This window comes from Sphingobacterium ginsenosidimutans, assembly GCF_039536865.1.
Taxonomy (GTDB): domain Bacteria; phylum Bacteroidota; class Bacteroidia; order Sphingobacteriales; family Sphingobacteriaceae; genus Sphingobacterium; species Sphingobacterium detergens.
The window spans coordinates 18204-40763 of record NZ_BAAAZK010000002.1 but is presented as its reverse complement, the minus strand read 5'-3'; the positions used below and the strand labels follow the sequence as shown (position 1 = coordinate 40763).

The 22560-nt window shown below is 37.1% G+C and carries 19 protein-coding genes and 1 tRNA gene; 6 read left to right on the top strand and 14 right to left on the bottom strand.

Annotation, left to right across the window (positions count from 1 at the left end; all coding sequences use genetic code 11):
• Window positions 1-86 precede the first annotated feature (86 nt).
• A complete protein-coding gene (locus tag ABFX33_RS00170) occupies window positions 87-470 on the top strand; it encodes a VOC family protein (protein ID WP_346083493.1) in 384 nt (127 codons plus the stop codon).
• A gap of 22 nt (window positions 471-492) precedes the next feature.
• Here the strand turns inward: ABFX33_RS00170 and ABFX33_RS00165 are convergent, their stop codons facing one another.
• Window positions 493-1242, bottom strand: a complete 750-nt coding sequence (locus tag ABFX33_RS00165) for a TrmH family RNA methyltransferase (protein WP_346083492.1) — start codon at window positions 1240-1242, stop codon at window positions 493-495.
• An 8-nt stretch (window positions 1243-1250) separates the two neighbouring features.
• Between ABFX33_RS00165 and tamL the strand changes: the two genes are divergently transcribed.
• Window positions 1251-3602, top strand: a complete 2352-nt coding sequence (gene tamL, locus ABFX33_RS00160) for a translocation and assembly module lipoprotein TamL (RefSeq protein WP_346083490.1) — start codon at window positions 1251-1253, stop codon at window positions 3600-3602.
• A gap of 73 nt (window positions 3603-3675) precedes the next feature.
• Here the strand turns inward: tamL and ABFX33_RS00155 are convergent, their stop codons facing one another.
• The 6 genes from ABFX33_RS00155 to ABFX33_RS00130 all read right to left on the bottom strand — a co-directional run bounded on the left by ABFX33_RS00155 (window position 3676) and on the right by ABFX33_RS00130 (window position 11261).
• Window positions 3676-4203: a hypothetical protein gene (locus tag ABFX33_RS00155; protein WP_223584644.1), complete on the bottom strand. Its 528-nt coding sequence runs from the start codon at window positions 4201-4203 to the stop codon at window positions 3676-3678.
• Between the two features lie 284 nt (window positions 4204-4487).
• Window positions 4488-5165 carry a hypothetical protein gene (locus ABFX33_RS00150; protein ID WP_346083489.1) on the bottom strand — a complete coding sequence of 226 codons (678 nt, stop codon included), beginning with the start codon at window positions 5163-5165 and terminating at the stop codon, window positions 4488-4490.
• A 302-nt stretch (window positions 5166-5467) separates the two neighbouring features.
• A tRNA-OTHER gene (locus tag ABFX33_RS00145) sits at window positions 5468-5596 on the bottom strand.
• Between the two features lie 130 nt (window positions 5597-5726).
• Window positions 5727-7244, bottom strand: a complete 1518-nt coding sequence (locus ABFX33_RS00140; RefSeq protein WP_346083487.1) for a TROVE domain-containing protein — start codon at window positions 7242-7244, stop codon at window positions 5727-5729.
• Window positions 7245-7784: 540 nt separating this feature from the next.
• A complete protein-coding gene (locus ABFX33_RS00135; RefSeq protein WP_346083486.1) occupies window positions 7785-8945 on the bottom strand; it encodes a PepSY-associated TM helix domain-containing protein in 1161 nt (386 codons plus the stop codon).
• Between the two features lie 6 nt (window positions 8946-8951).
• Complete coding sequence (locus ABFX33_RS00130) at window positions 8952-11261, bottom strand: TonB-dependent siderophore receptor (protein WP_346083484.1); 2310 nt, start codon at window positions 11259-11261, stop codon at window positions 8952-8954.
• Window positions 11262-11373: 112 nt separating this feature from the next.
• Between ABFX33_RS00130 and ABFX33_RS00125 the strand changes: the two genes are divergently transcribed.
• Window positions 11374-12339 (top strand): helix-turn-helix transcriptional regulator, encoded by a 966-nt coding sequence (locus ABFX33_RS00125; protein WP_257092127.1) that lies wholly within the window; start codon window positions 11374-11376, stop codon window positions 12337-12339.
• Between the two features lie 99 nt (window positions 12340-12438).
• Window positions 12439-14649 carry a TlpA family protein disulfide reductase gene (locus ABFX33_RS00120; protein WP_346083481.1) on the top strand — a complete coding sequence of 737 codons (2211 nt, stop codon included), beginning with the start codon at window positions 12439-12441 and terminating at the stop codon, window positions 14647-14649.
• Between the two features lie 25 nt (window positions 14650-14674).
• On the opposite strand, the gene ABFX33_RS00115 is transcribed toward ABFX33_RS00120, so the two are convergent.
• The 5 genes from ABFX33_RS00115 to ABFX33_RS00095 all read right to left on the bottom strand — a co-directional run bounded on the left by ABFX33_RS00115 (window position 14675) and on the right by ABFX33_RS00095 (window position 18765).
• The gene (locus ABFX33_RS00115) at window positions 14675-15529 is read right to left on the bottom strand and encodes a DUF695 domain-containing protein (RefSeq protein WP_346083479.1); all 855 of its coding nucleotides are present in this window, start codon (window positions 15527-15529) and stop codon (window positions 14675-14677) included.
• A gap of 104 nt (window positions 15530-15633) precedes the next feature.
• Complete coding sequence (locus tag ABFX33_RS00110; protein WP_257092123.1) at window positions 15634-15903, bottom strand: hypothetical protein; 270 nt, start codon at window positions 15901-15903, stop codon at window positions 15634-15636.
• Between the two features lie 28 nt (window positions 15904-15931).
• Window positions 15932-16795: a hypothetical protein gene (locus ABFX33_RS00105; protein WP_257092122.1), complete on the bottom strand. Its 864-nt coding sequence runs from the start codon at window positions 16793-16795 to the stop codon at window positions 15932-15934.
• Between the two features lie 127 nt (window positions 16796-16922).
• A complete protein-coding gene (locus ABFX33_RS00100; protein ID WP_346083477.1) occupies window positions 16923-17879 on the bottom strand; it encodes a hypothetical protein in 957 nt (318 codons plus the stop codon).
• A gap of 100 nt (window positions 17880-17979) precedes the next feature.
• Complete coding sequence (locus ABFX33_RS00095; RefSeq protein ID WP_346083476.1) at window positions 17980-18765, bottom strand: lipase family alpha/beta hydrolase; 786 nt, start codon at window positions 18763-18765, stop codon at window positions 17980-17982.
• Window positions 18766-19099: 334 nt separating this feature from the next.
• Here ABFX33_RS00095 and ABFX33_RS00090 point away from each other — a divergent pair, with 334 nt between their 5' ends.
• Both ABFX33_RS00090 and ABFX33_RS00085 read left to right on the top strand, forming a co-directional pair.
• Complete coding sequence (locus tag ABFX33_RS00090; protein WP_346083475.1) at window positions 19100-20113, top strand: PDDEXK nuclease domain-containing protein; 1014 nt, start codon at window positions 19100-19102, stop codon at window positions 20111-20113.
• A 377-nt stretch (window positions 20114-20490) separates the two neighbouring features.
• The gene (locus tag ABFX33_RS00085) at window positions 20491-20751 is read left to right on the top strand and encodes a hypothetical protein (RefSeq protein ID WP_077438329.1); all 261 of its coding nucleotides are present in this window, start codon (window positions 20491-20493) and stop codon (window positions 20749-20751) included.
• A gap of 267 nt (window positions 20752-21018) precedes the next feature.
• Here ABFX33_RS00085 and ABFX33_RS00080 read toward each other — a convergent pair whose 3' ends face one another.
• Both ABFX33_RS00080 and ABFX33_RS00075 read right to left on the bottom strand, forming a co-directional pair.
• Entirely contained in the window at window positions 21019-21432 is a 414-nt protein-coding gene (locus ABFX33_RS00080) for a hypothetical protein (protein WP_120259976.1), read from the bottom strand.
• Between the two features lie 67 nt (window positions 21433-21499).
• Window positions 21500-22114 carry a SprT-like domain-containing protein gene (locus tag ABFX33_RS00075; protein ID WP_120259977.1) on the bottom strand — a complete coding sequence of 205 codons (615 nt, stop codon included), beginning with the start codon at window positions 22112-22114 and terminating at the stop codon, window positions 21500-21502.
• Between the last annotated feature and the right edge of the window lie 446 nt (window positions 22115-22560).

The following is a 22560-nucleotide window of genomic DNA, read 5'->3' as shown; positions in this document are numbered from 1 at the left end:
CTTGACACAAATTTGTATATTTGATCTTCACCAGCGATAGAAAACTCTTTTATTGGCTGAACATTAAGAAACCTCCAATTGGTCATATGTTAAAAGAAAAAAGAAATCCAGGGGTCTATTTTGAGATTCCTGTACTAAATATGGAGCGGGCAGTTCATTTTTACAGTGAGTTGTTTGCCTTTACCTTTGATCAGGAAGAATTTGATGGAATTCAGATGGCTTACTTCCCTTTTGAGGAAAAGCTGTCGGGGATTACCGGTGCGTTGGCAAAAGGGGAAATCTATCAGCCTACGCATCAGGGGGTACTGCTTTATTTGCATACTGAAGATCTGGAAGAGACCTTAAAAAGGGCAGAAAAAGCTGGCGCAAGGATATTATATCCTGCCACCTTTCACAAAGATTTAGGTTTTGCAGTCGCTGAAATAGAGGATTCTGAAGGAAATCGGATCGGACTTCATCAACGTTTATAGGGTGTTTTTGGAAATAAATTCGCTAAACCAGCTGCCGCCGGACGATCTCGCTGCAAAATATTGTTGTTGCAACGGCAACATTCAGCGATTCCGCTTGGCCGATACGGGGTATGGTCACTGCTTGATCTATTAATGTTATAATTTCTTCACTTATACCATTGCCTTCATTTCCCATGACGATCAATCCTTCTGTACTCCATTCGGTCTGGTAAATGGATTGCCCATTGAGCAGTGCGCCATAGACCGGTAGATCTGTTGAAGAGATAAATTCATGCAAGTCTATATAATGAACCTGTATTCTTGCCAATGAGCCCATAGTCGCCTGCACAACTTTTGGATTATAAGCATCTACTGTGCCAATGGAGCAAATGATATGTTTGATCCCAAACCATTCCGCTGTGCGAATGATGGTTCCCAGATTACCGGGATCTTGTACATCATCCAATACGATATTGTAGCAATTTCTTAGATCACTTACTTCGACCTGTTGTTGTTTCGGAAGTTTCACCAGGGCTAGAACACCCTGAGGAGATTTTAGGGTACTAATCTTTTGGAATTCAGCCTCCGTCAGTTCATGGGATTTTATATTATGCGAGATTTTACCCACTTTTGTGTTTGCGTCGTCTGTATAGAAAATCGACTCAACCTGGTAGCTCGATGAGATAAATTCCTTGACGGACTTTATGCCCTCAACGATGAATAAACCATGTTGTTTTCTATACTTTTTGTTTTGTAGAGACGTTATTAGACTGATTTGCGCTTTTGACAACATTTTTATTGATGATTAAGTACCCTCGTTTTATCGGATTTGCAAGTATAATGCTTTTGACGCTATTTTTTGCATCTTGCCGATCTTCAAAATATATAGATGACGACCAAGCCCTGGTTACAAAAATACAGATTTCCGGTGTTTCACCAGCATTGAAAGAGTCTTCCGAAACCTATATATCCAATCAGATAAAACCTAATTCGAGGGTCAATCTATTTATTTACAATACCTTCAATACTACAAAAGGACGCTATAAGACCAAGAAAATTCGAAATGTAGGCGAACCACCCCATTTGCTTGACTCAGCAATGGTTGACCTTTCCGCTAATCAGATTAGACGTTTTTTGTTTACTAAGGGATATTTTAATGCCAAAGTCAATCCCGAGATTACAGTTAACAAAAAAAGAGCGCATATCAATTTTAACGTCGATGAAGGAAATGCATATCAAATTAGGAACATAGAACGGAAATTTGAAGATGGGGATGCCAAATGGTTATTTGATCGGGATATCCTACCAAAAACTAAAGTCAAGCCCAATACACAATATGATGCCGCCAAATTACTGGAGGAACGGGAAAAGTTATATGTTGTTATGCGTAACAATGGGTATTATGACTACTTGAGGCAATATATGCGTGTGGGTATTGACTCTACATTGACTGGAAACTTGATCGATTTAAAAATAAATGTAGAAAATCCCAGTGATTCAACTATACATAAAAAGTATCAAATTGATAGTGTATATATGACTATTAGGAATTATGGGGCAATGTCAAAGAAACCAGCTCGCCGTATAACTGATTCTGTCAAACGACTTCTTTTTGTGGATGAAACAAATAGCTTTCGCTGGAAACCATTGGAAAGGTATATGTACCTACGATCGGGAAATTATTATTCCTTGGCTGAAGAAAATAAGTCTTATGATCGGCTTTATGAGATGAACGGTTTTCGGTCTGTGAAAGTGCAGTTTGTGAAAAAAGATTCCAATAAACTCGATGTTCATTATGATTTCGTCCCGCGGCCACGAATGGGTAACCAGATCGAAGGAGAGTATACTTTTAGTTCGGGGATGAGCGGTTTTAATATCGGAAATACGTTTTCACAGCGTAATATTTTTGGTGGTTCTGAGCAATTGGAGGTGAAGTTGCGGTATGGTGTGCTATTTGATCCTCGTTTGGCAGGGGGGCTTTCGAGTAAGATATTCAATAATGATTTTCAGGCGGGTGTCAATTTAGTAATTCCACGACTCATGGTACCTTTCCATATTAATCCAGGTGGCAAATTTGGTTTACCAAAAACAACATATTCGATGACTCTTCAGTTGTTTGATCAGGATCGTACTTATTCCAACCGCTATTTTATTACTTCGCTGAATTATTCCTGGTATGAAACAGAGAACAAATATCATAGCTTTACCCCGATAGTATTGGAATATCGGGATGGGAGGTTAGATTCAAATTTTCGAAAAAATCTCGAACAGGAGGGGTATCAATTGTATGTACGTAGTAATGACCGTCAATATTTCGGATTGGGAACGCAATACACCTTTATTCTGAACGGAAAAAAGCTGACGAGCAAGGAAGATTTTCAATATTTCCGTGGTACAGTAGATATCAGCGGTAATGTGTTGGATCTGATCAGTAGTATTGCTAAACTACCGGCAAATGCCGATGGTGAGAAAAAAATCTTTGGTGTACCGTTTTTGCAATATGCGAAAACCGAATTTGATTATCGTTTGTACCGTAACCTTGGCGGAAATAGACAATTTGTCTTTCGCTTTAATCCGGGGATCGCAATTCCGTATGGTAACAATTCGAAGTTACTGATATTTGAAAAGAGTTTTTATAGTGGAGGGATGAATGGTATACGGGCTTGGCAAGCACGAACCCTAGGGCCTGGCGCATACAATAGGCAAAATTTGAGCGAAGATCTTCGTCTGAATCTAAGGAATTTAGATCAGTTGGGAGAGATCAAATTGGAGGCTAATGCTGAGTATAGATTTCGCATCTTAAATAATTTTTTGGGGGCCAAGATGAACGGAGCAACGTTCGTTGATATGGGGAATGTCTGGCGGCTAAAAAAAGATGACGATTTAAATCCTGGCGGCGAATTTAAATTCAACAAGTTTTTGGGACAGGTAGCCATTGGTACCGGTTTTGGACTACGCTTTGATTCAGATTACTTTGTGATCCGTCTGGATGCAGGATTAAAGGTAAAAGACCCTCAGTTTTCAGGAAGCAATCAATGGGTCATCAAGAATTTCTTCGATTCAAAAGAATTTAAGGAGCAATATTATCAGACCCATAAACCGGACCGTTATAATTTTATACAGTACAATTTTGGGATAGGTATGCCGTTCTAGGGAACACTATTTTTTTATAAAAAGCTCACTCACCTAGATTACGACTTTGACGTACTGATATTGAATGCTAGCCCTAGCCTAAGAGATTCTTTAGGCTGGAGAAGATTGACTCAAAGATCTTGCTTAAATCTAATCCTTGTGAGTGATTGAATATAAAGAAAACGATTGCCAGTGCAATGGCTGTCATGATTACTTTTTTAAACATGTAGGCGATACCTAATACAATAGCAGGGATGATCAAAAACATCAATCCACTGATGGCAAAAGGAGAAAGCCCATTATCAGTCTTATAGATGTAAAACAGGCGACCTTTAGATTTCTCTTGGTTTTTGTGATTAAAAAATACAAAGGTAGACGATTCGATTTTTTGATTTGGAACAGCTACACCATCGTGAAATTGGAGCGCCTGAGAGAATCCGTTAATGGTAAACATGTAGTTTCCATTGATAGTCTCATTGGTATTACCGATTGAATCCAAAGCGACCACCGCAAGTTTTCCGTTTTTCGAAAGATTCTCTTTTATTACAAAGTCTTGGATATTCTGCTCCTGAGCACTTGCCCAGAAAGGTATCAGTAATAGAAAAAATAGAACCTTTTTCATCTTATTTATATGCTTTTAAATTTTAACTCACCTGTAACAACAGGTCTGACTGATTCCCTTATATCCAGATCTACTATGGAGATAAGTTCATACTGGATGTGTTAAAGAAAGTCCAGTCAAAATGAGAATGCAATTTTAGGAATTTTAATCTTCTTTTGGAAATCTTAAATTATTCGAGGACTGATTCTAATCGAAAACTTCCTTTTTTGTTCTCAAATCTTATGGCTAATTTTTCCCTTTCGGTGAAGCTCGGATTCTCCAACTTATCTTTTAGTCTATTGATATTAAGTTTCTTCGAGAGATTGCTCCTTTTCATTCTGTCCCCAAATCAAGATGTCAGCAATATTATCTACCTTAAATTCTGCCGCTAGATTGTCCAATTTTTCGGAGAAAGAATGCAGTTGACTTAGCAAGGTGATGAAAGCATTTTTTGTGGTTTGATAATCAAGTTCGATTTTATTTTTTGAAAAATATGGAAAGAAAGGTTCGTCTTTATCGTCGTAGAAAATGGTAATCCTTTCTTGATTTTTGGTGATTAGGGGTGAAGGGTGGCACTCCAATAACGAAAAATCTTCGAAATTTTCATTTAATATTTTTTTCCATTGTTGGATTTCTTCCATTAGACCACAGCATTGTGGATACAATTCAATCTGTCCATTAATGGAAATTGCATACCCTCCAAATAGTGAGCAAGAGTCTTTTATGGGCATGTCTCCAATATGTAGTTTGATTATTGTTCTTAAATCCTCGATCTTAATGTCAAAAAGTCTATATTGATAAATTCCCATTGCGATTGGATGGGGGATACCAATATAGTTTTTCCTTAATTCATTTTCTTGATATAGATCCCATTCTTTCGTATTCGTAAAGGAAGTTCCCTCAGGTACTCTATTGTTTTGGGCTCCCTTTGTGGTAGGAAGTTCAATCAGCGGTATAAAATCTATTTTGTCCGTTAACTTCATTTGTATTGAATCTCATATATCCTAGTCTTTTGGGAGGACTTGCCATCAAAAAGTACAATGTAAGAGAATACATTGTACTTAACAAATTTCTAGTTTAAAAAACAGAAGCAAAAAGCAACAATAGTGGGGGCTAGTCATTGCCGGATTCGAACCGGATAATCTTGTTGATTTTACAACTTCATTATTCCTCCCCTTAACGGTGACGAAGTAACTATCGTTTACGGCATTCTGTTTAGAATCAGAAAGGCAACTGACGAAAAGAGTTTTTTCCGACGTTTTCGATATCGTCTATCTAGAACTGATCGGAAGCAGGATTTGAACCTGCCATTGGACCGAAGTAACTCTTTTCTACGGCACTTATCCAATTTTATCATAAAGCAAGGTAACTAACGAAAAGAGACTGTTTTTCCTGCTCTACCAACTGAGCTACTCTATATACCTATAGAGACAGGACTCGAACCTGTGACACGGGCAACCCAAATGCGAAGTAACTCTTTTCTACGACACTTGCTTATTTTATTCCTTTGATTAATCCCGCAGCCAAATTACTGCAGGATGATCTTATATTTCCACTTGATGGATCTGTTTGACTGCAGATAGGGCGTTGTCCATGCCAGAAAGTATATCAAATACTTTATCCGACCAGCCTGCTAACAGATAAACATCATTTTGTTTAACATCTATGGGCTGTTTTCCATATCCCGCCAAATCGAATAGGTAGAGTTTCGCCGTTGGAGCTAAACTTTTGTAATTATTCCATGACCTCTCTAAAGAATTGCCATTATGATTACTATCCCATAATTGACAGTCAGTAAATATCATTACTTTATCCACAATCTTTTTTCTACGGATTAGATCGTCCACGACCAGGTATCCATTTGTCGAATAACCCACTTCACCTTCTCGTTTGTAATACTCCATTACATTCGTCAGCACCTGATGTTTAGGCATATTGATTATCTTGTATGTATCGCCGAATATCCCTGTTGTTACATCTTTACACTGTGATTGTAATAGCATCGCTAACATTAGGCCCACATCATACAGTAAAACCGTACTTTTTGCCGAAATAGGCTTTTGCATAGATCCTGAAACATCACAGGAAATCACAACCGAAGTCTCAAAACCGAAGCCTTTTATATTTCTGGCACTGCATAATGTGGCATCTTCTAGTGCAGTCAATACAGTTGACGTTAAACCCGATTTCAGCACTTTCAACTCTCTATAAGCTGAAAGAAATCTGAACGGAAGTTGCCTAGAGTTGAGTACTGCTTGCTCATTCGATAGATAATTGCAGACCATCAACACATGTTGTGCTGATGCGTTAGCCTCCAGTATATTACGGAGATTTCTGAGCAAAGCCATATACCCCATTTTTTTACTTTCGATCAACTCTTCCCATTTTCTGGCGAAAGCATCAGATCTGGCCAGGGTGTTATCAAAATTTTCCTGACCCAATTTAGAAAGTTCCGTTTCCCAAGTATAGGGGGTCGAAAGATTATCCGCTGCGATTCGGTTAAAAATAGCCTGCTGTTGATCGTTCTTAGGACTAGGGTGTACAAGAAAAAGCGCATCTTTTAACTTAATTTCAGCTTCCCTGTTATATTTTGCAAACTGGTATTCATCAAATCTGTTAAAAGAGGCTACAAGACCTTTTTGGATTTGCTTGGAAAGTCTACTTAACTTTTTCGCTCCATTTCTGTTATTTGCAATCTGGTAATAGGCCAGAAGTTCAGTTATCTCGTCAGCACGCAATACTACCCGGCTCACTGTTTTACTAACGATCGACTCGCCAGAGGCTTTCTTCGCTAATTCGACAGCTAGTACTATCGGGATGGACCTTAAGTTCATCACTGTACGTGCATAGACGGCGAGTTTGGCAACAAATATCGATTCGCATGTCATGACCAACTCCTTGATTCGATTTAATCTACTGTTGCCGCTTTCATAAAATGAATCATGCAATCCAGTTGTGACTACCGTAGTATACAATTCCAGTTCTGGTGTCATGAGGTAAGCCTTTGCTTTTTCATGATTCGTAACCAGCTGTTTTTTAGTGTTAAGGAAGTTGAATTTCATAATCATTACATTATCGTTAAACATTTGTGCCAGACTATTCTGAACTGACATTACAAAATTGCAAGCTGAGCTACGCGTTATATGTGCGCAATTAGAGGTTAATGTGTGATTAATGTTTATTTTGCTGATTATTAGATTTTTATTTTTTTTATTTCGAAAATAAAATGGCTTTGGATAAATGAGTACGCAGACTTATTGCGTAGTTATCTTGTGGGGTAGCGCTAATTGATATAACAACTTTAGATAATTACTTGTTTTGTAGGGTAAATATGCCATTAGAAAAAAATATGGTGGATATATAATACTTTGTAAGCTAGGGGGTAGTTCTTTGAATATGTAAAAGGATAAATATTCAGAATACTGACCTGAGCTTAGCTCGTATTTTTTGATAATTCCCACCCTTTTGGGTAGAATGCTAATAAATTGGTTAATGTTCAGGAATAGATATCGAGCAATAAGAACGAGTTAGTGCCCCAATATGGGATGGCGTTACGATAAGCTAGACATTGCATTTATTCAACAGAGTCAAGAGCATGTTCATTAGCGGATAAAGTTACCCGTTGTATTTTTTGCTTTGTTTTTTCTTCGTTTGCCCCACCAGATTAAGAAACCAGTGATGGGCAACGTTGTACTGATGAGTCCGGCTATAAAGGTAGAAAGCTTCCCAATCTGACCAAACCATTGCCCCATATGGAGTTGCCATACCCAATTCTCCACCTTATTGTGTATATGCTCTTCTTTTTTTATAAGATAGGGGGATCCGGAATATTTGTCAAAGTAATAAGTATAATTGTTTTCGTTGCTTTTCAAGCCAGCACGATCTGCAAGATTGAAGGCAAATACGCCTGATTTTTTGTAATCATATACCCAATATTTGATCACTTTTTTCTGTGGTTGTACTTTAAATAGTTGATCCATCAGCGGGAAAGCATCTATAAAATGTTTGGTCTTATCCGCTTTTGGGAGATCACGATGCCAATCGACAGCGGTAGCTCCAAGAGATTTCATTGTCAGGTTCATCATGGGTTGAAAGAAAATAATTAATCCGGTCATCCCAAGTATAAAACATAAAATTAAGGAGTAGAAACCAAAAACATTGTGGATGTCATAGTTAAATCGCTTGAATTTGGCTTTCCATCGTACGGTAAAGCTGGCTTTTCGGGTGGTTTTGGTCCAACGTTTGGGCCACCAAAGAATTAACCCCGTTAATGTGCTAATGACGAAAATAATGGTCGATAAAATGACAATCCAACCCCCAATAGATCCTAACTTCATATGGGCGTGCAGATGTGCCATAATAAAGAAAAAATGAATTGTCTTGTCGTATTTCAGGATCTCACCGGTATATGGGTTCATGTAGATCATCGATAGCCGGATATTCTTGGGGTCGAAACCGTTGATTATAACACTACGGTCGGGGGCATTGTAATAAAGGACATAGGATGGCAAGATCCCTGGTATTTTTTTCTTCTGTATCTCCAGCAGTTGTTCTAATGTCAGCTTTTTTTCCGCGTTTGGTGTGATATACTTTGCTGATCCTGCAGAAGCTTCGATGATCTCGTCCGAATATACGATAATGGTGCCCGTGAGGCATACAAAAACCACAATCAAGCCCGATACCACACTTGGCCAGAGGTGTAACCAATTGGCCAAGCGTAATAACGTGCTTTTCTTCTTTTCTTTTTTCTTATAAGCGTTCATAGAAACTTAAAATCGATAAGATACGGTTCCCAATATGGTTTTTGTAGGTTGCGCATACAACCAGAAATTGGTGGTCATATAATGTACATTTGTTAGGTTGTTGCCTTTTAAGCTTATCCTGAACTGATCCCTTTCGTAAAAGAGATTTGCATCCAACAAAAAGTAGCCTGGCATTTTAAAGGTATTGAAATCGTCTCCATAAAAACCATCGGAATAGTTACCGCCGACCCCAAATCCAAATCCTTTCATATGTCCGGATTGAATGCTATAGCTCGTCCAGAAGTTGCCTACGTTGAATGGGGTGCCCTGAGGTCTATTGCCTATGGTCTTTTCATCACCTTCGGTAAATTTGGAGTCGTTATAGCCGTATCCCAAAATGAGGTGAAAGCCTGCAAATGGATTGGCCGTAATGTCAAACTCGAACCCGCGACTTAGTCGTTTGCCATTCTGAACGGTCGATGTTTTGCCATTTTCAGCTACAACAGAGAAAGGTACATTCTTAACGTCGATATTATAGTAAGAGGCATTACCATGTAGTTTTTTATTAAAGAGTTCGTATTTAAAACCGAATTCATATTGATTGGCTTCCTGTGGTTTGATCGTTGCAGCATTGAATTGCACACTCTCGATCATTAAATAGCCATTGTTGAAACCGTTGGTATAATTCCCAAATAGGGAAAGCTGATCCGAAAGAACCTCATAAACGGCACCAAATTTTGGCGAGAAATAAGTTTCTTCGAAATCAGATACTAAATTTTTATAGCGGTCCATACGTAGTCCTGCATTCAGGTGAAGACGATTGTTCAGGCTGAAGACATTTGAGAGGTATACCCCATAAGTCTGAAATTTTGTGTTGATTTCGCTTTCTGCCGCAGAACCAAACATTGTCTCAACCTTGGACATATTAATTGTAGGTGTGGTTCCAAAGCGGTCTACCTTGTCATAAAAATTCAGCATCTTACGTGTCGTTAGATATTTATCGTTGTTGTAGTCTACACCGATCAATATCTTATTTTTCCAATTTTCGCCGGTGTAAGTACCTACAAAATTTTGTTGTAAACTGGTTGAGACGAAATGGCTGGGGATACGCATAATTCTTCGCCCAATGGTATCTTGTGTCAAGGGAACTACAAAGAGATAATCGGATTTGTTCGTTGTATTTGCACTGGATACAACAGTCTGTGAATTCCAATGATCGGACATTTTATAGTCCGCAGTGGCCAGCATATTCAGTACATTGGATTTCATGGTCAGGTCATTGGAAGAAAATGATTTCTTGACATCCCAGTTGAAATCCTTTAGGCTATTGAATCCTTTAGGGAGATAGCCAACAGCAATCATGTTACGCTCGTTCTGACTCAATTCAGCTTCGATATTTAAGGTCAACCTATCGTTGACTAGAAAGCGGAGGGCAGGGGCAATGAAAGTTGTATTGTCAAGCCCAAAATCCTGGAAGGTCTTCCCGCGTTGGAATGCGCCGTTCACACGAAATAAAACGGTTTTACTATCATTGACGGGGCTGTTGAAATCAAGGGTCAATCGGCTTAGATCATAGGCACCGTAGCTCAAGCTTACATCACCAAATTTATATGGTTTGGGTTTCTTGGTCACTAAATTGATCATCCCGCCATAGGAGATTTCTGTGCTGCTGCCAAATAATGTGCCGGCAGGCCCTTTAATGACCTCGATAGCTTCTATGTTAGCGAGGTCAGCCATTGTCGTCGTACTGGTCCGATAGCCATTTCGTAATGAGCCTGCCCCCGTGGAAAAACCACGCATCCGCGCGATTACGGTGAACCCGCCTGCACCTAAGCCATTCGTTACATTGGCAATACCAGGTGCTGCTAGCAACGCTCCTTTCATATCAGTCACTGAACGTTCCTTGAGCAATTCGCTAGGGATAATATTATAAGTCTGTGAGGTTTCTAAGTTTTCCTGTTCGACCTTACCTACTGTGTTGGTTTGCTTTTCGGCAAATTTCATTGAAGCACTTACGGTAATCTCATCCAAAAGGTGATGTTTATTTCCGATATAGACAGTATATTGTTTTAAACCATTGAAAGATAGCTTCTCTTCATAACTCTCGTTGTTGTAACGAATCAACAAAGTGTAAGGTTTGAATTCTGTAAATTCTAATTCCACCCGACCGTTCTTGTCTGTTACTAGTTCTTGATTGTTTTCCATTACCTTTACTGAAGCAGTAGGGACGGGGTTATACGAAAAGTCGAGAATACGTACGAGAACCTTGCTGGATTGCGCATGGGACAACTGTGCGAAGACAACAAATAGAAATATAATATAGTAGGACTTATTCATTTGTATTTAGATTAATTATTAACAACGGCAAAATTATCCCTAATTTCACACAGTTTTCTACGAAATATGGATTTGAAAACCTACGATTTTGATACCTTAAGAGAAATTGCACATGAAACCACTAAAGGAACGATATAATCTCAAGTATTTGCGGAATAAGCAAAAAATGGTGTATCAGGAAAATGATTTTAGCGAATGCTTTTTCAAGGTAAATTTTTATAATATTCCTATTCAGGAACGTTTTATTATTAATGACGACTTTATCATCATTAATTCTTCGGCTGAAGTTGGTCATCCTGTTACTGTGCCTGTCTTGTTGGAAGACGGTGTATTTAAAGTACAGTTTGAATTGGAAGGATATTCAAAGTATACTGATGGAGATACCACAATTGAAATTCATGAGGATTGTTTCAATCTGTTTTATCTGCCTCGCGTCAATGGCAAGTTACATTATAAAAAGAACCGTAAATGTGTCGATATCATGTTTGACAAGGCTTGGTTTGAACGAGAGGTATACCGGAAGTTTCCGGGGTATGCCGGATTCGTTGACTCGCTCAAAATCAATAAACCCACGCTCTTGTTCCGTGAATCCCTACCAATCCGGGCGGATATTAAACAGTTGTTGTATAGTCTTTTGAGTTGCAATCTGCATAGTGATTTAAAATCAAGTTTTTATAGGATCAAGATTGACGAGTTATTATTATTAATACTGTCCTGTCTGGAAGAGTATCAACTGGTTGCGCCTAAAGTTACGAGCCTTTCAAATGATGAGAAGATCATACAGGTCAAAAATTGGATTGCGCAGCAAGAAATCGGAAATATTCGGTTGAAAGAAATTGAAGAATTATTTAATGTGTCAATAAAAGTGCTCAATGCAGGTTTCCAAAAATATGAGGGTTGTTCGATAGCACAATATCTGCGCAAACTGCAAATGGAAAAAGCCTTCATTTTACTAAAAGAGAGGGGATACAGCGTCAATGAGGTTTCCGAGCTATTACGGTATAGCTATCCGCAGCATTTTACAACGGCTTTTACCAAATATTTTGGCTATTCGCCCAAAGAGCTGAAGAATAGTTGAATGGTCTTTTGCTTTATATATTTTTTAATTGGAGCATATCTTGTATCGACATAGAATTTTTATTAATTTTAGAGATAACCATGTAAAACTATTTTTTTGATGAGAAGAATATTATTCGTATTTCTGTTGCTGAATTCAGTGTGTTTCGGCCAACAGAACGTTAATTATAAGATAACCGAGGAATCCATGTCTGAAGGGAAGCTTATACAGTCCAAATCGACCTTTTTTACATTGTCTGCTAACAAATCCGCTTCAAAAAAAGACTTTCCGTCAGAAATAACGATTAAAGCTGTAGAATATAAGGATTCCCGTAATCCATTTTTCTTTTCCAGTTTTCATCCTGACAGTAACCAAAATGTTTTGTCTTCCAGCATACTGGTTGATATTTTGATGAACTTACAACAGCCTATTCGATTCAATTTTCAGCATCAAGAGACCATTGTTGATACTTCTTCACTTAGAAAAGAGATCCTGTTAAAGGCCAGGGACTGGCAGTTATCAGACGATATCACAGAGATGGTAAGGAATAATGTTATGGTAGGAGCAGGGTTCCTTTGTAGCAAACTAAATTACCAGTATCTAGACAAAGGTCTGATAAAGAGACTCCAATCCGAACCTATACTCGTCAAAAGCGAACGTTATCAATTAACTAGAAGTGATAAGAAAAATTTGTACCTAGATTTTAGGGATACATCAGGTATTTCGGATGGAGAACTTGTCGTTGATAAGAAAACACTTCAGCCTATCATGTTTTCACGAAGAAGTGAGCATATCCAAGATAATCATTCATTTATCACGACCACTATCATGCAGATGTTGGATACGAATGTATCCAGTACTTACGATCAAACCTATGCGGAGATGTTGTTGTCGGGTAGTTTTGTTAGTAAGGCACTTTATACAAACGAAGCAATTGATAGTGTGAAGGTCATGAAATACATCACTAAAAATGAGGCTATTTTTACGAATAATAGGACATTCGTAAAGAAAAAGTTAGATCTGCTTCAGCAGATTCAAAACTATAAATTATATGATCTGAGTTTGAACGATGTGCCGGTCAACTTGCTTTCGGGTACACATCATCTTTCAAACTTTCTCTACAATGGAGCCATTTCAAGGGATAAATTTATAATCGTAATACCGCTATTAGACAACGAAAAACGATATAATTGGATTCAGAATGTTTTATATCAACAGCTGGGGCGTCCAGCTGCCACAGGAGTGTTGTCTTCTGATGAACAAGCCGATTTATTAATAAATCATTTTTCCGAAATTGAGAAGCAATATACCTATCCGATGATTTTGGGGCAACGGATTATACAACAGGCAGATGATCTGTCACAAGCTAAAAAATTGCTTGAAGAGTTAATGAACCTTAACGATGCTTATTGGATCAATGGAAACGTAGGGAGATATGCGCTACTGGCCTATCAGCGTTTGGTTTCTGTAGATCCGGACTATACCCACCAATTGCTAAAGGATATTATTTCAAGATTAACAGTGCTTTATAATGCCGATAAGACCGAGCATCGAAATATAACCCGTGCACATCTTGCTACAGCTAACTATTTGGCCTACCAAATGACCAGCAAAAGCAATAAGGAAGACGCCTTGAACTATTTGGAGAAAGCGGCTCTGTACTCACCAAAAAATCAGACGGAGACTGCGTATAACTCGTCTTACGATATTATATTTTTGAAATCTAAGAAAAGCTATTCGGAAGATTATCTTACAGAATTGGCCGCGGGCGGTAAGAAAGATGTCGCTTTACAGAAATATATCGATGAGTTTTTGACCGTTCAGGGAACAAGCTATAAGGGGTTACGTGATTTTTACCAGCATTATTATCCAGAACAGAAATTCAGTGAGTTTTTCATTCAGAAGGTCATTCCACAATTACCCGATGCACCAGATTTTGCTTTGGGGAATCTGGAGAACAGTAAAATTGCAAAGGCTGACCTGAAAGGTAAATGGACATTGGTTGACTTTTGGGGAACTTGGTGCGGCCCCTGTGTCGCAGAGATGCCTAAACTCAATAGTTTTTATGAGCACTTGAAAACTGATAAATTGAAGTCGGACAAAATTGGTTTTATGAGTATTGCATGTAATGATGCTGCAGACAAAGTGAAAAACTTTCTTGCTAAAAACAATTACATTATACCGGTGCTGATGTCAGATGGTCAGGTGGAAAAAAACTTTAAAGTCAGGGGGTATCCAAGCAAGTATATTTTAACACCGGGCGGGAAGCTGATCGCTATGCCATTCGGTTTTGACTGGCAACCTCTGTTAGAAGAAGTCGCGACTTTCTGATGTCACTTTCGTAGTTTGAGGACGTTTATTCATCTTGGATTTTCTTTCTGAAATCATGATATAAGTCCCAGTTTTTGTCCGTTGAAATTTTATAGTTAAATTCTCTTATTTTTTTTGAATCCTTTATGCTGTTGAATACTTTTGTCGCACCTATTTTGTCGTTTGTTACAATATAAAAATTCCTTATACCACTGTGTGTATCTCGAAAAACATAGTAATATTTGATATTATTTTCTTTTAGGTACATTTCAATAGTATGCTCAAATTGGTCTAATTCATTAAGTTCCTCATTCGTTGGCAACATTGTCTTTGACGCGTTGCTTACAAAAACTGTCGTTACTTTTACAAAGTTGCAAAATTCTGCCTTATGAGGAAATCTATCAAAAGCCGTATTTCCAACCAGCAAATAAGGAAGATCGTCTTTTGAATTATCAATAGTTTTAAATTCTTCGGGTACTACGTAGGTATCCCGTTGTATTGGTTGACCTTTGTTTATATTTCCGATATCGAAACCGTCATAAGTGGTTTTATATTTATCAGCTATTTTATAGAGTTCTTTGTCTAGTTCGAATAAGCTTTTTGCATTGTGGATCTCTTGTCGTTCCAGATGCAGCCAATAGCTTTTATCATCAGCCTGAAAAATTTCTACAAATTCAAAATTCTGTTTTTTAAGTTCTTTGGCGATTTGATCGAAATGATCTTTTCTATCTGAGGTGAAAAAATACCCCCAAAGCAATATTGTATCTGTATATACTCCATTTGCTTTCATTTTTGAAAACATTCCTTCGATCTCTTCTAAAGGAATTTTGTAAGATTGGGATTTAGGGCTATTACAAGCGAACAGCCCTAGCATACATGTCCAAATAAATAAAATTCTCATCTCCCAGTCTGGATATTATTTCTATTGTCAGAAATTAGGTGGTTAAATGCTATCAAATTCTAGTTAAAGTTCAAATATACCAGTTCATCCAATTAATGAATAATCTAATCATACCACCAATCCATGATTTCATTGGCAAATGATTCTGGATCTATTTCATGGTTGAGAAAGCCATATCTTATAACAAGATCGCTCGCGATAATCTCACTGATTTTCGTACTATAGGCACGCTCTGATAAGTGTTTTAATAATTTATGCGCTAATGGATCAAATTCATCCGATGGTGCACCAGGAATTAAATTCCAGGATTTAATGATTTTCCTGATAATTCTTATTTGACTGTTATATTGGTTTTGCAGAAAATTTCTGTCCATATTTTGGTAAATCCGATAATAACATCATTTATTTTTTCATTAATTCTTGAATCAGTTGACTTTTTACCGTTTTTAAGATTCCTTTTGGGTCATCAATAATTATTTGTCCAAAAATATCTTTTTCAATCGAGGCTCTATTTCCTTTATTGTCGCTAGCGTTATAGTTTCCAAATATATCTTTTGATACCGTTGTACGATTACCTTTGTTGTCACTTATTTCTAAATTATCGAAAATATCTTTTGATACCGTTGTACGATTGCCTTTATTGTCACTTATTTCTAAATTATCGAAAATATCTTTTGATACCGTTGTACGATTACCTTTGTTGTCACTTATTTCTAAATTATCGAAAATATCTTTTGATACCGTTGTACGATTACCTTTATTGTCACTTATTTCTAAATTGTCAAAAATATCTTTTGATACCGTTGTACGATTACCTTTATTGTCACTTATTTCTAAATTGTCAAAAATATCTTTTGACACCGTTTTGCGATTACCTTTGTTGTCACTTATTTCTAAATTTCCGAATATATCTTTTGATATCGTTGTACGATTACCTTTGTTGTCACTTATTTCTAAATTTCCGAATATATCTTTTGATACGGTTTTGCGATTTCCTTTATTGTCACCAATTTCTAAATTTCCAAATATATCTTTTGATACGGTTGTGTGAATTCCTTTATTATCACTAATCGTTAAATCATTTTTGATGACGTTTAGATCTAAACCATTCGAAATGACGGATTTTATGATCTGCTCTCTGATATGATTAGAAAGCGTATCAGTCAACTGCTTTGAATAATTTTTGTCGGAAGAAATAGCAGCTTTTACTGTCAATATCGAAGAGAATAACAGGGCAAAACTAAATAGGATATATAAGCGTTTCATGTGGCTGTGATTTATGATTAAGATACACTTTTTTTTGGACAAAAATAAATTTTGCCGCATCACATTTTTATTTTATCCAAAACGGTATTTGTATTTATACCGTTATAAATATCTAGCAAAATCTTTTTCAATCATTGTACTGAATTCTCGTGATATCAATACGTTTAAGCTTTTCTTCGCCTAAATGTAGAATTGCTTGTTTACTGGCTTCGATAAAGTAAGGAACTCCAGGGTTGTACCAGTATTCAAAATGTTTTTTATCAGAGATATCAAGTGTGGATGTTTGGGCCATTTTTTTTATTTCATTTGCTGGGATGCCCAATTGAGGTAGTAAAGCCAGCAAATATTTTTTTGCATCTGTTGGATTTATAGTTGTTATTTGGGAAATTACGCAAAAACTATTATCTAAATCCAGATCATCCGTAAACATTGATATACGCGCAGGAATTGGGGTATTGCCAAATGGATTTTGCATTTCTCCTGTATAAAGCAATGTATCGCGAACTGGATAGATTATTCCGAATGGACTATGAAATAGGAGGATATCTTCGGCAACCATTTGTTCGATCAATTCCTTTGAACTGAACAGTTTTAGAAGGGCCTGATTCATTTTTTTTGATTGTTCTGGGGGCATCTTGCCTGATTTCTCGAAATGCTCGGATATCTTATCAAATATGTTTAGCATTTTGTTTTTAATTTCTTCAAAGTTCTCCAGACCCCTATATTGACCGACTTCATCCGTTTTATATGTTGCTTCCATAACCATATCTTTTGCTATATTTTTGATTAATTCTGAGGTAGAACTGTCTGCAAAGGAAAATTTTGACCAATCTATATCATAAGCCCATTTGATTCTATATCCAGTTTCAGAGGAATCCAAAACGGTAAAGTTTGCTTGAAAAGTAGCAGAATCATTTTTTATAAGTTTGTCGTCTTGCCACTGTTGTTTTAATTTTGTGACCTTAAAATTATAAGAGTCTCCATTCTGCCAGTAGGCGACAAAGGGAATACTATCGACCTTAGTTTGGCCTATTACTTTGTGAGCGATTAAGAACAGAAACAGTGCGAGATAACTTACTTTCATACGTTTTGTTAATTTAAATTTTAAATATGGCTTTTTTACAAATTTATAGTTATTTCTTTAAATATTGGTAGGACAGGTTAGTGGCTATTGTTCTAGCAGACTATAAGCCCAATCCTTTTAATCCGCTAACAATATCCAGATAAAATTGGGGTATATGCAAATTTCCGATATTTCTACGCATTATATCGGTTATAGCAGCATGCGAAATACCTTTTTGCGCACGTATGTGTTCAAACCGATCACCCCAAACGGCATTTTGAAGTGGTATCATTCCGTCATTCTCACCAGCTACCCGTGTTAGGTATTTAAAGGTTAGAGCATATAGCAAATCGTCCTGAGCGGTATTCATTGTTGATGCAAAGCTCTGATAATATACATTTTCCATATTGGGGTTGGACTGATTGAAAGCATGCATTTCTTTTATGCTTAGATTCCGTATCAATTCCGTCGGATTAGGCGATTGGCCACCAAGTAAGAATGAAATCCGTTGTACAAGTTTTTTTGTAATGGAGCCTCCAGATAGATGTTTTTCCATTAAATAGTCTGCTATTGGTGTGCCCAAATGTGGTGTTGATAGCGTACTTAGCGATGCGACTATTTCATGTCCACCTAGTGCTGAAATAAAGTGCCTAGCGTCTATTCCGCCCTTGGAATGGGCGATCAGGTTAAATTTTTTAGTCCCCGTTGTTTCTACAAGCCTCAACAGATTTGCTTTTAATAGCTGTGCGTTATTGGCAACATTAGCCCAGCCATCTGTTTTTCCGTAATAAAACAGAATGTTGTTGTCTCTAAAAGCCTTTGGAATTCTTCCCCAAAACAAACTGTTATCTCTGGCAGCTGTACCATGGATAAGAACGATGGGATATTTTAACCTAAGATCTGTCATTTGAGAATTGAGAAAAGTCTTACTAAAGCTATGATTTAAACGCTAATATTTATAATCCAATCAAAAAGTGTCAATTTTTTTTAAAAATAATGAAGATTTATTCCATGTATGATTATCTAAGGAAACGATTGACTTATTTGATGTGTCTGGCGGAGGGAGAACTGGGAGCTATGCGTCTGTTAGATGTCGTTTAATAGGTTTTTAAGGCGGATTATGAGGTTTAATAAAAAGTATTTGAAAATGCATTTTTACTAAAATAATTAGTATTTTAATTTGTGTTTAGCTATCTTTGTACTATTCACTTGCAGAAGTAATACCAATTAAATAAATAATTATGTTATCAGATCAAACTTTAATATCGGACATAAAGGCGATTATTTCCAAATCTAGAGATGATGCTATTCGTGTGGTAGATCATCAGCGTACATTGATGTATTGGCATATCGGCAAACGTATTTTCGAAGAGGAGCAACAAGGTAAGGATAGGGCTGATTATGGGAAATACATCATAAAATATCTTTCAGAGGAGCTGCAACCTGAGTTTGGTAGTGGTTTTTCCGCTAGACAGTTGAATTGGTACCGCCAGTTTTATCGCACCTTTCCAATTGTGTCTACACTGTGGACACAATTGAGTTGGAGTCAATACAAGCTACTTTTAAGTCTTAATAGCGAGGAACAGCGAGAATTTTATGTCGCCGAAACCATAAAGAATAACTGGACTGTCCGACAGCTTGAGCGGCAGATCAATACCAGTCTATATGAACGCCTATTACTTAGTAACGATAAAGAAAGTGTGTTGGCTGTTGCAAAAAGAGAAAAGATGCCTTCCGATGCGAAGGAGATCATCAAAGATCCAATGGTACTCGAGTTTTTAGGTTTAAAGCGAGAGAGTGCGTATTATGAAAAAGACCTTGAAGGCGCTATTATCACCCATCTGCAGGAGTTTTTGCTGGAATTAGGGAATGGCTTTTCCTTTGTTGCCCGCCAAAAACGTATACATATTGAAGGCGATGAGTTCTTTGTTGATTTAGTTTTTTACAATCGTCTATTGCAAAGCTTTGTGATTATTGAAATCAAGACACATAAATTAACGCATCAGGATATAGGTCAATTGCAAATGTATGTCAATTACTACGATCGTATTGAAAAGCTCCCACATGAGCATCCCACGATTGGTATTTTACTTTGCGCAAGTAAAAATGATGCGGTCGTGAAATTTACCCTTCCCGAAGAACAAAAACAGATCGTTGCCAGTCAATACGAACTTTATTTGCCTACCGAAAAGCAGTTGCTGGACGAGTTAAATAAAGAACTGGATAGTTATGTAAGCAAAGGTGGAGTTGAGTAGATCACTGAGATTTTATTCTACCTTACTGCATCTTCAAAAGTTGGCCTTTGACGTTTTCCTGCTATGACATCCCGCACAATGGATGCAATATTTTTATTTATTTTGTCATTGGGGTCCAATTTAATAGCATTTTCAACTGCCTTTAGTGCTTCCGTATCTTTAAGAGCGATGAGTACTATTATTTGCAACCCGAGAAAAAAGAAGTAACTGCGAAAAATATGCCGCTTTGCTAGATTTTAGGCTGAATATTGATTGAAAATTTTGACAGCATTTTCTGTGTTTTTCCTGTATGATTTAGATCCTTGCTGGTTTTTTCAATTTTATTTTTCAAACATAGAATATTTTGTACATTTGTATCGAATAAAATCGAAATAGAAATGGCAGAAACTGTACAACCAAGAGCTCCAAAGACAACTGATAATAATGCGAATCAAACTCATTACTACAAAACATTGGTAGTAGCTATCGCTTTAGGTTTAATAGGCACATTTATCCGTTTTGTACCGGATGTATGTACTGCAATGGGACAACAAACATTTTTGTTCTCTGCGATAGCAAATATCTCATTGATCATAGGTACGCTTATTGCATTTAAAACTGTTTTCGGGATTTTGGGATTTGGAAAAAATCGTGACTAATTAAAAGTCATTTAATGATATTGGAAAGCCTCAGTTTTTACTGGGGCTTTTTTGTGCCTATATGTGATGTTTTAATAGGAAGTTGATAAGAGTAAAGTAAGTTCACATACAAGTGAAATTTTACCCCAAACAGAAAAGGGCAGCATGGAAAAGAGTGCCATCAAAGAGAAAGCGGGTAAACTATTGCGGGGTAATTATTTATTTGATAGGCCAAAAAAGGGCATCAATTATTTAATTGATGCCTTTTCGCTATGAATGCTGTATAGACTATGCAAATAATGACCAGGTACCCCATGGAATACGAGCTAGCATTAAAATTAAACCGATGATGTAAAAAATCACAACAGTTTGATTTGCTTTTCTCGAGTTTTCCATCTTTTTAGCTTTTGAGTAACCGATGGTAATCAATACAATGGCAATGATCATCGTTAAAGGGTGCTCAATGATTTTTAAACGCAATGTTGGATCTTTCATCACGGCGCCAGAGATCATCGATGGATACTTCAAATAAAAGTATAAGATCAATCCCACTAATAATTGGATATGCGATACGATAAAACCTAATAAGGCAATTTTACGGTTGTAAGGTTTGTTGCCTAAATAGTTCATTAAGGTGATCACAATAGATATCACCAGGGCTAGCAATAAGACAATTGCTATTGTCGAGTGTAAGTGTAACATAAAAGCTCTCTTTAATTGTTTCCTAAGTTAGCAAAGATAAAAATATAATGAATGTATTTGTTAAAAATCATTGTTCTAGCAGAAATACCTCTGCAATTGGGTTGAAAAGGTACATGCGTTTGCTGGTTAACTCCATACATTTATAGCGTTTTCGTATTTTCTCAATTCGCTGAAAAGACCTTCCGTTCTTTAATTTAAAAAAATGTCCATCTTCTAATGCTTCTACTGTGAGTGCATTGCTTTTGGCCTTGTCATAGGCCTTCAATGTCCGAAAGAGATGAAGATCGGTACAGCTCGATGCCGCTGGATTTTCCATATAACTGTGTATCGCATTATTGACATCGGTTGGGAAGATACTGAGTTTTAAAAAAGGATCCATCAACTCCTTAAAGTGTTTCTTCCATTCAGTCCCATGTGGTTTTACGCGGTGTTGATGCTTATTCCAGGTCTGAAGATGTGCAAATTCGTGTATGGTCGTGATCAGAAAGGAATAAGGATTCAGGTCATGATTGACCGAGATACGATGTGGACTACCCTTAAACGGAGCACGATAATCCCCCAGTTTGGTGCTTCTGGACCGGGAAATTTTAAATAAGCATGCGGTGTGATTTATCCAATTGGATATAATAGGAGCTGCTTCTTCGGGCATGTATTTTTTGAGGGTTGCACTGTAATCTTGCATGCCGTAAAAATAGTGATTTATTCATGCTCACATAATAATCGGAGGACATTATTTTGTCACTGGCAAACATTTTATTGTCAAAAGATCGTGTTTATCCGCAGGGAATCTGCGGGGTAATTCGCTGTGGTTGGTTCATCCTGGTACGATCAATATGATGGATTTGAAGTGACATTTACAAATGAAAGCACTATAAATCGTTTATGAAAAAGGTGTTTTTAACTATAATATTTAGTTTTTATTTGGAATTTTGATATTATTTTTAGTATTTAGTGCCGTTAAATAAAATTCAAGAAGACAGTGTTCGAAACCGGTGCAATATTTTTTTGAAACAAAATGCATTGAAATCGGCTGAGTTTTAGGTAAATTACCTACTAAAGAAAGGATCATAAAAGATACGATTAATCCGGATGAGGAACGGTTTTCCTCTCAACTGTAAAATAGACCTT

What these genes read in the sequence shown, in the direction of transcription:
- ABFX33_RS00130 (WP_346083484.1), bottom strand. Translation starts at nt 11,261, where the DNA reads ATGAATAAGTCCTACTATATTATATTTCTATTTGTTGTCTTCGCACAG.
- ABFX33_RS00125 (WP_257092127.1), top strand. Translation starts at nt 11,374, where the DNA reads ATGAAACCACTAAAGGAACGATATAATCTCAAGTATTTGCGGAATAAG.
- ABFX33_RS00095 (WP_346083476.1), bottom strand. Translation starts at nt 18,765, where the DNA reads ATGACAGATCTTAGGTTAAAATATCCCATCGTTCTTATCCATGGTACA.
- ABFX33_RS00115 (WP_346083479.1), bottom strand. Translation starts at nt 15,529, where the DNA reads ATGAGAATTTTATTTATTTGGACATGTATGCTAGGGCTGTTCGCTTGT.
- ABFX33_RS00165 (WP_346083492.1), bottom strand. Translation starts at nt 1,242, where the DNA reads ATGTTGTCAAAAGCGCAAATCAGTCTAATAACGTCTCTACAAAACAAA.
- ABFX33_RS00075 (WP_120259977.1), bottom strand. Translation starts at nt 22,114, where the DNA reads ATGCAAGATTACAGTGCAACCCTCAAAAAATACATGCCCGAAGAAGCA.
- ABFX33_RS00085 (WP_077438329.1), top strand. Translation starts at nt 20,491, where the DNA reads ATGGCAGAAACTGTACAACCAAGAGCTCCAAAGACAACTGATAATAAT.
- ABFX33_RS00150 (WP_346083489.1), bottom strand. Translation starts at nt 5,165, where the DNA reads ATGAAGTTAACGGACAAAATAGATTTTATACCGCTGATTGAACTTCCT.
- ABFX33_RS00090 (WP_346083475.1), top strand. Translation starts at nt 19,100, where the DNA reads ATGTTATCAGATCAAACTTTAATATCGGACATAAAGGCGATTATTTCC.
- ABFX33_RS00120 (WP_346083481.1), top strand. Translation starts at nt 12,439, where the DNA reads ATGAGAAGAATATTATTCGTATTTCTGTTGCTGAATTCAGTGTGTTTC.
- ABFX33_RS00170 (WP_346083493.1), top strand. Translation starts at nt 87, where the DNA reads ATGTTAAAAGAAAAAAGAAATCCAGGGGTCTATTTTGAGATTCCTGTA.
- ABFX33_RS00135 (WP_346083486.1), bottom strand. Translation starts at nt 8,945, where the DNA reads ATGAACGCTTATAAGAAAAAAGAAAAGAAGAAAAGCACGTTATTACGC.
- ABFX33_RS00100 (WP_346083477.1), bottom strand. Translation starts at nt 17,879, where the DNA reads ATGAAAGTAAGTTATCTCGCACTGTTTCTGTTCTTAATCGCTCACAAA.
- ABFX33_RS00155 (WP_223584644.1), bottom strand. Translation starts at nt 4,203, where the DNA reads ATGAAAAAGGTTCTATTTTTTCTATTACTGATACCTTTCTGGGCAAGT.
- ABFX33_RS00080 (WP_120259976.1), bottom strand. Translation starts at nt 21,432, where the DNA reads ATGTTACACTTACACTCGACAATAGCAATTGTCTTATTGCTAGCCCTG.
- ABFX33_RS00110 (WP_257092123.1), bottom strand. Translation starts at nt 15,903, where the DNA reads ATGGACAGAAATTTTCTGCAAAACCAATATAACAGTCAAATAAGAATT.
- ABFX33_RS00105 (WP_257092122.1), bottom strand. Translation starts at nt 16,795, where the DNA reads ATGAAACGCTTATATATCCTATTTAGTTTTGCCCTGTTATTCTCTTCG.
- ABFX33_RS00140 (WP_346083487.1), bottom strand. Translation starts at nt 7,244, where the DNA reads ATGAAATTCAACTTCCTTAACACTAAAAAACAGCTGGTTACGAATCAT.
- tamL (WP_346083490.1), top strand. Translation starts at nt 1,251, where the DNA reads ATGATTAAGTACCCTCGTTTTATCGGATTTGCAAGTATAATGCTTTTG.